Here is an 8,900-nt window from a genome sequence, read left to right on the forward strand (position 1 = left end):
TCCCTTTCCGGCGGTTCCGACTCTATCAGATCCTTTCGGGCCTGATTCCCAGTCAGAGGGGCTTGTCTTCGCGGCTGTTGGGCCGTTCCGACGTGTCCAACCTTAGCGCGGTCCCTCGGCGATTCCAAAATCGCTGCCGACCGGCAGTCGATCAGGACGTCGAGTCCCCATTCGAATTGAATTCGGGCACGCCGAATACAACCCCGCTGGGATCGATCTTGCTGATGGTTGGTGCCGCTGAAGCGGCGGAAGTGCTGACGAAGAACCGTTACGGCTCCGCGGCAACCCGAAGAACCTTACGGATCGCTCAGGGGGCTGTCAAGCGCCCCCTGTCAAGATCTTTTCGTCGGGTGTCAGTCCAGGTCGGTGAGGCGTCCGCCGGCGTCGGGCTGGGCGTCTTCGACCCGGCGCAGCAGGCGGGTGAGCACTTCGCCCAGGACCGCGCGCTCCCCCGGGGAGAGGTCCTGGAGCAGGTCCTCCTCGAAGACCGACGCCAGGCGCATCGCCTCCAGCCACTTCTCCCGCCCTTCGGATGTCAGCTCCACGATGACGCGGACGCGGTTCGTCTCGTCCCGCTCACGGGTCACCAGTCCTTCGCCGACCATGCGGTCGATCCGGTGCGTCATGGCGGCGGGGGTCAGGCCGAGGCGCTTGGCCAGGTCGCTGGGGCCCAGGCGGTAGGGCGCGCCGGAGAGGACGAGGGCCTTGAGGACCTCCCACTCCGCGTTGCTGATGCCGAGCGCCGAGGTCTGACGGCCGTAGGCGACGTTCATGCGGCGGTTCAGGCGGGACAGGGCCGAGACGATCTGCTCGACCTGGGGGTCCAGGTCCTGGAACTCGCGCTGGTACGCGGCGATCTGCTCTTCGAGGGTCGGCTCACTGGGGCCGGCGGTGTCGCCCATGGGCGCAGTATGGCACGCCTTCTCTTTGCCTTGAAGTCCTTCGATCTGTACTCTTTAGCTTCGAACTTTAGTTTCGAAGTCTTCACTCCTAACTTCTGAGAGAGGTGAACGTGACCAGGGCGATGGGCGCGGCGATGCGCCGGATCCACGTGGGCAACGCACTCAGCGCGTTCGGGCTCGGCTTCACGGTCCCGTATCTGTACGTCTATGTGGCGCAGGTGCGGGGGCTGGGAGCCATGACGGCGGGCCTGGTGCTCGCCGTCTTCGCTGTGGCCGCGCTGATCGTGCTGCCGTTCGCCGGGCGGGCCATCGTCCGGCGCGGCCCGCTGCCGGTGCTGCTCACCGCCCTGGTCACGGCCGCCGCCGGTGCGCTGGCCCTGGGTCTGTCGAGCAGTGCGGCGGCCGTGCTGGTGTCGGCGTCGCTGCTGGGGGCGGGGCAGGCCGTGATGCAGCCGGCGCTGGCGACGATGATCGTGGACTGCTCGTCGGCGGAGACCCGGTCGCGTGCGTTCGCCATGCAGTTCTTCCTGCAGAACCTCGGGCTCGGGGTGGGCGGGCTCATCGGCGGTCATCTGGTCGACGCGACCAGCGCCGCGTCCTTCACCCTGCTCTTCGCGATCGAGGCGGCGATGTTCCTGCTGCTGGTCGTGGTGATGGCGACCGTGCGGACGCCGCACGCGCCGCGCATCGAGGGTGCGCCGGTGGCGTCGGGGCGGGGCGGCTGGAAGCAGCTGCTGGGCAACCGGGCCATGGTGCAGCTGTGCGTGCTGGGCTTCGTGCTGTTCTTCGCCTGCTACGGCCAGTTCGAGTCGGGGCTGAGCGCGTACGGCGTGGAGGCCGCCGGGATATCGACGTCGGCGCTGGGGACGGCGCTGGCCGCGAACACGCTGGTGATCGTCGTGGCGCAGTTCGCCGTGCTGCGGTTCGTGGAGCGGCGCCGGCGCTCGCGGGTGATCGCGGCCGTGGGGCTGATCTGGGCCGTGGCGTGGGCCGTCGCCGGGTACGCGGGGCTGGGGCACGGGAGCCAGGAGATGGCGACGGCCGCCTTCGTCTCGACGTACGCGCTGTTCGGGCTGGGTGAGGCGATGCTGTCGCCGACCGTGGCCCCGCTGGTGGCGGATCTCGCGCCGGAGGGCATGGCCGGGCAGTACAACTCCGCGTTCGCCCTGGTCAAGCAGCTCGCGCTGGCCGTCGGGCCGGCGGTGGGCGGGCCGCTGGGGGCCTCGCTGCACGCTCCGTACATCGTGGCGTTCTTCCTGTTCTCCCTGGGGATCACCGTCCTCGCCCTGCGGTTGGGTCGGCAGCTGACCCGGGAGCAGGACCAACCGTGGCAGGCGAGGAGCCGGGTCGTGGCGCGGGGCGGGGCTCCCGTGTCCGCGGACGTCTGATCCCCCGCCGGGCTACGGCATCGGGAGGCGCGGCAGGGCGAACTCGCACCAGACCGCCTTGCCGCCGCCCGGGGTGCGGCGGCAGCCCCAGTTCGACGCGATCGTGGCGACGATGGCGATGCCCCGGCCCGATTCGTCGCCCGGTTCCGCCCGGCGCCGCCTGGGGAGGTGGTCGTCGCCGTCGGTGACCTCGATGATCAGGCGGCGGTCGGTGCGGCGCAGGCGCAGGCGCATCGGCGGGGTGCCGTGCTGCAGGGAGTTGGCGACCAGTTCGCTGGTGGCCAGCACGCCCAGGTCGTGCAGGTCCGCGGGGAAGCGCCAGCTCGTCAGGACGCCGGAGGCGAAGGCACGCGCGCGGGGGGCCGCTTCGACGCCGCCGAGCAGGTCCAGGGCGGCGTTGCGGAACAGCTCGCTCGCGGGGCCGGTGCGGGCCGGGTGCTGGAGGACCAGGACGGCCACGTCGTCGTCGTGGTCGGGTGTCACTCCGGCCGAGCGGACCAGGCGGTCGCAGACGACCTGGGGGGTACCGGTGGCGCCGGCCAGGGCGCGTTCCAGGGCCGCGATGCCCTCGTCGAGGTCGGCGTCGCGGCGCTCGACCAGGCCGTCCGTGTAGAGGACGGCCGTGGAGCCGGGGCCCAGGGGGATCGAGCCGGAGGTGTGCACCCAGCCGCCGGTGCCGAGCGGGGGGCCGGTGGGTTCGTCGGCGCGCAGGACCGTGCCGTTCTCGTCGCGGACGAGGATGGGGAGGTGACCGGCCGACGCGTAGACGAGCTTGCCCTCGTTCGGGTCGTGGACGGCGTACGCGCAGGTGGCGATCTGGTTGGCGTCGATCTCGGCGGCCAGGCCGTCGAGGAGCTGCAGGACCTCGTGCGGGGGCAGGTCGAGGCGGGCGTAGGCGCGCACCGCCGTGCGGAGCTGGCCCATGACCGCCGCCGCGCGGACCCCGCGGCCCATGACGTCGCCGATGACGAGGGCGGTGCGGCCGCCGCCGAGGGTGATGACGTCGTACCAGTCGCCGCCGACGGCGGCCTCCGTGCCGCCCGGGTGGTAGGTGGCGGCGACGCGCAGGTCGTCCGGCTCCTCGAGCTCCTGGGGGAGCAGGGAGCGCTGCAGGGTGACCGCCGTCTCGCGCTGCCGGCGTTCGCTGGTGCGCAGGCGTTCGGCGGCTTCGGCGTGGTCGGTGACGTCGGTGGCGAAGACCAGGACGCCGCGGCCGGCAGCGCCGTTCGTGCCGTCGCGTTCGGCGACCGGGGTGCAGGTGAAGGTGTAGGAGCGGCCGTCGGGGGCCTTGCGGGACTTCACCGTGCGGGGCTTGCCGCTGCGCTGGACCTGGTCCAGGAGGGGGAACAGCCCGAGGGCGTCCAGTTCGGGGAGGGCCTCGCGGGCGCGTTCGCCCAGAGGGCGTACGCCGAAGGCGGTGGTGTAGGCGTCGTTGACGTAGGCGATGCGGTGGTCGGGGCCGTGCACCAGGGCGACGAGGGACGGGACGCGGTCGAGGACCTCGCGCACCCGCAGGTCGTCGACGGCGGGCAGGGACGGGGCTTCGTCGGTCAGTTGTTCGACACGGGCGGCGGGTACGGAGCTGTCCCCCCGCCGGTCCGGGGAGGCCGTCTGCTCGGTCCGCGCTGCGGCGCGGCGCTGCGTTCCGGGGAGCCGGGCGCTCCAGCGCGTGAAGTTCACGAATCCTTGCCTCGTGTAGTGGTCGGCGGCCGGCACCGGAACCGGCCGGGGCCCCGGGGGCCCGCACCGGGGCGAGCCGTGGCACACCCGTGGTGGTGGACCAGTCTGGCAGTGCGTGACCGGACCGACATCCCTCAGACGCCGGGCCGGCCCATGGAGTTCCTGGGTCCGGTCAGGACGACCCCTTCGGGTTGTGCGGTGCGTCGTGAGAAGGCTTTCCACCGGCCGCGAGTTCGAACTCCGCCCGGGGGTGTTCGAGTGACCCCAGGGAGACGATCTCCCGTTTGAACAGACCGGCCAGGGCCCATTCGGCGAGCACGCGCGCCTTGCGGTTGAAGGTGGGCACGCGGCTGAGGTGGTAGGCGCGGTGCATGAACCAGGCGGGGTAGCCCTTGAGTTTGCGGCCGTAGACGTGGGCGACGCCCTTGTGGAGGCCGAGCGAGGCGACGGAGCCGGCGTAGGCGTGTTCGTACGTCGTCAGCGGTTCGCCACGCAGGGTGTGGACGATGTTGTCGGCGAGGACCTCGGCCTGGCGGACGGCGTGCTGGGCGTTGGGGGCGCACTCGCGGCCCGGCTCGCCGGCGGTGACGTCGGGGACGGCGGCGGCGTCTCCCGCGGCCCACGCGTGCGGGGTGCCCTCGACGGACAGCTGCGGTGTGCAGATCAGGCGGCCGCGGTCGTTGCGGGGCAGGTCGGTGGCGGCGAGCACCGGGTGGGGTTTGACGCCGGCGGTCCAGACGACCGTGCGGGTGGGGAAGCGGGCGCCGTCGCTGAGGACGGCGACCCGGTCGGCGCAGGACTCCAGGCGGGTCCGCAGGCGGACGTCGATGTTGCGGCGGCGCAGCTCGGTGACGGTGTAGCGGCCCATCTCCTCGCCGACCTCGGGCAGGATGCGGTCCGAGGCCTCGACGAGGATCCACTTCATGTCCTCGGGCTGGACGTTGTGGTAGTAGCGCGTGGCGTAGCGGGCCATGTCCTCCAGTTCGCCGAGCGCTTCCACACCGGCGAAGCCGCCGCCGACGAAGACGAAGGTGAGGGCGGCGTCGCGGATCGCCGGGTCGCGGGTGGAGGAGGCGATGTCCATCTGCTCCAGGACGTGGTTGCGCAGGCCGATGGCCTCCTCGACCGTCTTGAAGCCGATGCCGTGGTCGGCGAGGCCGGGGATCGGCAGGGCGCGCGAGACCGAGCCGGGGGCGAGGACGATCTCGTCGTAGGACAGCCGCTGCCCGCCGGTGCCCTCCTCGTCGGTGGCGAGGGTGGTGACGGTGGCGGTGCGGGCGGCGTGGTCGACGGCGGTGGCCTCGCCGATGACGATGCGGCACCGGTCGAGGACGCGGCGCAGCGGTACGACGACGTGGCGCGGTGAGATGGCGCCCGCCGCGGCCTCGGGGAGGAACGGCTGGTAGGTCATGTACGGGTCGGGGGTGACGACCGTGATCTCGGCCTCGTCCCGGTCCAGTTCCCGTTTCAGTCTGCGCTGCAGGCGCAGGGCCGTGTACATCCCGACGTAGCCGCCACCGACAACGAGAATGCGCGCACGTTCCTTCACCATCCCATGACGCACCCGCCGCTTGCGTTTGTCCACAGCCTCGACCAATTGTGTGACCGGAGCGGGAGGGCGCGCGGAGTTGGCCGGAATGCCGAGCCGTGTCGGGTTCGTGCAGGTCAGCAGGGGTGGCGAGGGGGGCGTGCGGGGGCACATTCGGGACGTATACGACCCGTACTCCGATCGGTGGGCGCTCCGTGCGGAACCTGCCCCTTCTGAATTGACCCCCTCTCAACTATGTTCGTGTGTCGACGGGGTGTAGGGGGATGTGCTCACCGGGTCCGCGACGGGCGGGCCGCGGGACGGGCCTGTTCCCTCGTCCCGGCATCGAATGGCGGGGAGAGTCTCCGGGGGGAGACGTCGTTACCGGGGGAATGTGTATGCATGTTCAGGATTCTCATTGGTCGTCCGCATCTGCTCTCACGGCGGGTGGCGCGACGATGAGCGCGGCGGCCGGCGGACGCGGGGACGGCCCGCGCACCACACCGCTGCGCGTGGACGCCCAGCGCAATCTGGAGCACGTGCTGCGTGCGGCGCGTGAGGTCTTCGGCGAGCTGGGCTACGGCGCGCCGATGGAGGACGTGGCGCGCCGCGCGCGCGTGGGCGTGGGCACGGTGTACCGGCGGTTCCCGAGCAAGGACGTCCTGGTGCGGCGGATAGCCGAGGAGGAGACCGCCCGGCTGACCGACCAGGCGCGTGCGGCGCTCGGGCAGGAGGACGAGCCGTGGTCGGCGCTGTCGCGCTTCCTGCGCACGTCGGTGGCCTCCGGTGCCGGGCGGCTGCTGCCGCCGCAGGTGCTGCGGGTCTCCGTGGAGGACGGCACCGGCGGTCCGCGGGTGCCGCAGCAGCGGACCCAGCCGGGCGGGACCGAGCTGCGGCTGGTGCCCGAGGAGCCGGTGGCGGTCGCGCCGGTTCCGGAGGACGACGCCGGCACCTCGGCGCTGCTCGACGTCGTCGGCCGGCTCGTGGAGCGGGCCCGGGCGGCGGGTGAGCTGCGGGCGGACGTGTCCGTGTCGGATGTCCTGCTGGTCATCGCGACGGCCGCGCCCTCGCTGCCGGACGCCGCCCAGCAGGCGGCCGCCTCGGCCCGGCTGCTGGACATCCTGCTGGAGGGGCTGCGGTCCCGGCCTGCGTGAGCGGGCCGGTGGTCCACGGGGTGATCCCACAAGCCGAGACCGGGTGAGCCATCGGGACCCGGACGCCCGGGCGTGCAGCCCGGCGTCCGGGCCCTGGCCAGCCGGTCGCCGAAGAGAGAGCCTTCCCCGAACGGGTGATGGCCAGTGCCGGCGTGCGGCGATCCCCCACGGATGAGTGATGGTCCGATTTCCAGGGTTCTCCCTGGAAGCCCTTGTGGCAGGCTGACGCGGTGGTCTGGACGGGTTGGGCGGCTGGCGGGGGCGTTCCGCGATGAGTGCTGACGGGCGGGACGAGTCGAGCGGCAAGGGTGACGCCACGGCCGGCGGCACCCCGCCACAGGTGCCGCCCCAGGGCGGGCGCGGAGGCGTTCCCGCCGACGGCCCGGTCCGGGCCTGGCGCGAGGACGGTGTCCTGCCGCCGCCGCGCGAGGTGCCGCCGTCCGACGCCGACCTCATCGCCCTGATGCGCGCGGGCGAGGACACGGCGTACGAGGAGCTGTACCGGCGCCACGCCCAGGCCGTGCGCCGGTACGCGCGCACCTGCTGCCGGGACGAGCACACCGCTGAGGACCTGACCGCGGAGGTCTTCGCCCGCATGCTCCAGGCGGTACGCGGCGGCTCCGGCCCCACCCACGCCGTCCGCGCCTACCTGCTCACCTCCATGCGCCGGGTCGCCGCCTCCTGGACGAGGTCGGCGCGGCGCGAGCAGCTCGTCGACGACTTCGCGGTGTTCGCCGCCCAGTCCACGCGCGGCTCCGACGACGACACCCTCGAACTGGGCGCGGACGTACGCGCGATGCACGAGGCCGAGCAGTCCCTGGCCATGCGGGCCTTCCGGTCGCTGCCCGAGCGGTGGCAGGCCGTGCTGTGGCACACGGAGGTCGAGGACGAGTCGCCCAGCGCGGTCGCCCCCCTCTTCGGGCTGGACGCCAACGGCACCCGCGTGCTGGCCAGCCGGGCCCGCGAGGGCCTGAAGCAGGCCTACCTCCAGGCCCACGTCAGCGCCACGCTCACCGGTGACGAGGAGTGCGCGCGCTACGCCGACCAGCTCGGCACGTACGCCCGCGGACGGCTGCGCACCCGCGCCGAGCGGGGGCTGCGCAAGCACCTGGAGGAGTGCGCGCGGTGCCGGCTGGCGGCGCTGCAGATCGAGGAGGTGGCCGCCGGCATCCCGGCCGTCGTGCCGCTCGCCGTCATCGGCTGGTTCGGCGCCGCCGGGTACGCCAAGGCGGCCGGACTCATCGCCGGGGGCGCGGGGGCCGGAGCGGCGGTGGCCGGATCGTCCGGTGGGGCCGGAGGGGGCGCAGCGGCCTCGGAGGGGGTCGGCGCACCGGTGAAGGCCGGGATCGCGGCGGGGGTGGTCGCCGTGGGCGTCGTGGCCGCGGTGGTGATGGCACTGGCCGGCCACGACAAGCCGCAGGACGAGGCGCGGAACACGCCTCCTCCCCCGCCGCCGTCGTCGGCGGTACGCCCCGGCGAGCCCACACCCTCCCCCTCGGCACCGGCCCCCCGATCCCCGGAGATCGTGCCCGTAGGCGCCCAGTCCCCCGCCCCGACACCACCCCGCAGCCCCAGCCCGAAAACCCCGACACCCACCCCCAAGCCCACCCCCACCCCACCCCCGAAACCCACGCCACCCCCGACCCAGACCCCGCCACCTCCGCCACCTCCGCCGCCCTCCCCCACACCCCCTCCCGCCCCGGCGGTCTACCAGTGGAACGAGCTGTCGTACGACCTCGGCGGCGACGGCACCGGCCCCGAGATGCGGCTCGGCGCGAGCAGCTGGGTCTGGAAGCGGTACGGCCTGTCGGTCGCGGACCAGCGCTACGCCCACGGCGTCACCGTGCACGGCCGCTCCTCGGTCACCATCGACCTCAACCGCTCCTGCTCCTCCTACGAGGCACTCGTAGGCGTCGACGACCTGACGGTGACGCGGGGCAGGGTGTCCTTCTCCGTCTACGCCGACGGGGTCCGGCTGTGGCGATCGGGCCCGATCGAAACCGGTGACCCCGCGGTCCCCGTACGGGTGAACCTCGCCGGGCACAGCACCGTGCGGCTGGCGGTGGAACCGCGCGGCGTCCTGGACACCCTGGTGCTGGCGGACTGGGCGGAGTCCAGATTCACCTGCGATTGACGGACGGGGCACCCGCACTCGCGCACGCACGGAAGGGGACGTGCCGGGGGGTGTCCGCCCGCAGCGGTCGGCGCGTCAAAGAACAGTCAGCCGATAAGCAACCCCATCGCGCCG

The 8,900-nt window shown here is 73.0% G+C and carries 6 protein-coding genes; 3 read left to right on the forward strand and 3 right to left on the reverse strand.

Annotation, left to right across the window (positions count from 1 at the left end; genetic code table 11):
- Positions 1–353: 353 nt before the first annotated feature.
- Positions 354–902, reverse strand: a complete 549-nt coding sequence (locus tag ABZY20_RS36955) for a MarR family transcriptional regulator (RefSeq protein ID WP_356447888.1) — start codon at positions 900–902, stop codon at positions 354–356.
- Positions 903–1,024: 122 nt separating this feature from the next.
- On the opposite strand from ABZY20_RS36955, the gene ABZY20_RS36960 reads away from it, so the two are divergent.
- Positions 1,025–2,290 (forward strand): MFS transporter, encoded by a 1,266-nt coding sequence (locus ABZY20_RS36960; protein WP_356447895.1) that lies wholly within the window; start codon positions 1,025–1,027, stop codon positions 2,288–2,290.
- A 12-nt stretch (positions 2,291–2,302) separates the two neighbouring features.
- On the opposite strand, the gene ABZY20_RS36965 is transcribed toward ABZY20_RS36960, so the two are convergent.
- Both ABZY20_RS36965 and ABZY20_RS36970 read right to left on the reverse strand, forming a co-directional pair.
- On the reverse strand, positions 2,303–3,970 hold the full coding sequence (locus ABZY20_RS36965; protein WP_356447889.1) for a SpoIIE family protein phosphatase: 1,668 nt from the start codon (positions 3,968–3,970) through the stop codon (positions 2,303–2,305).
- A gap of 172 nt (positions 3,971–4,142) precedes the next feature.
- Positions 4,143–5,522: an NAD(P)/FAD-dependent oxidoreductase gene (locus tag ABZY20_RS36970; RefSeq protein ID WP_356447890.1), complete on the reverse strand. Its 1,380-nt coding sequence runs from the start codon at positions 5,520–5,522 to the stop codon at positions 4,143–4,145.
- A gap of 374 nt (positions 5,523–5,896) precedes the next feature.
- On the opposite strand from ABZY20_RS36970, the gene ABZY20_RS36975 reads away from it, so the two are divergent.
- Both ABZY20_RS36975 and ABZY20_RS36980 read left to right on the forward strand, forming a co-directional pair.
- A complete protein-coding gene (locus ABZY20_RS36975) occupies positions 5,897–6,652 on the forward strand; it encodes a helix-turn-helix domain-containing protein (protein WP_356447892.1) in 756 nt (251 codons plus the stop codon).
- A 271-nt stretch (positions 6,653–6,923) separates the two neighbouring features.
- Entirely contained in the window at positions 6,924–8,786 is a 1,863-nt protein-coding gene (locus tag ABZY20_RS36980; RefSeq protein WP_356447894.1) for a sigma-70 family RNA polymerase sigma factor, read from the forward strand.
- The last annotated feature ends 114 nt before the right edge of the window (positions 8,787–8,900 follow it).

Origin of the sequence: Streptomyces sp. NPDC006624 (genome assembly GCF_040611555.1) — a bacterium.
Taxonomy (GTDB): domain Bacteria; phylum Actinomycetota; class Actinomycetes; order Streptomycetales; family Streptomycetaceae; genus Streptomyces.

What these genes read in the sequence shown, in the direction of transcription:
- ABZY20_RS36975 (WP_356447892.1), top strand. Translation starts at nt 5,897, where the DNA reads ATGCATGTTCAGGATTCTCATTGGTCGTCCGCATCTGCTCTCACGGCG.
- ABZY20_RS36980 (WP_356447894.1), top strand. Translation starts at nt 6,924, where the DNA reads ATGAGTGCTGACGGGCGGGACGAGTCGAGCGGCAAGGGTGACGCCACG.
- ABZY20_RS36960 (WP_356447895.1), top strand. Translation starts at nt 1,025, where the DNA reads ATGGGCGCGGCGATGCGCCGGATCCACGTGGGCAACGCACTCAGCGCG.
- ABZY20_RS36970 (WP_356447890.1), bottom strand. Translation starts at nt 5,522, where the DNA reads ATGGTGAAGGAACGTGCGCGCATTCTCGTTGTCGGTGGCGGCTACGTC.
- ABZY20_RS36955 (WP_356447888.1), bottom strand. Translation starts at nt 902, where the DNA reads ATGGGCGACACCGCCGGCCCCAGTGAGCCGACCCTCGAAGAGCAGATC.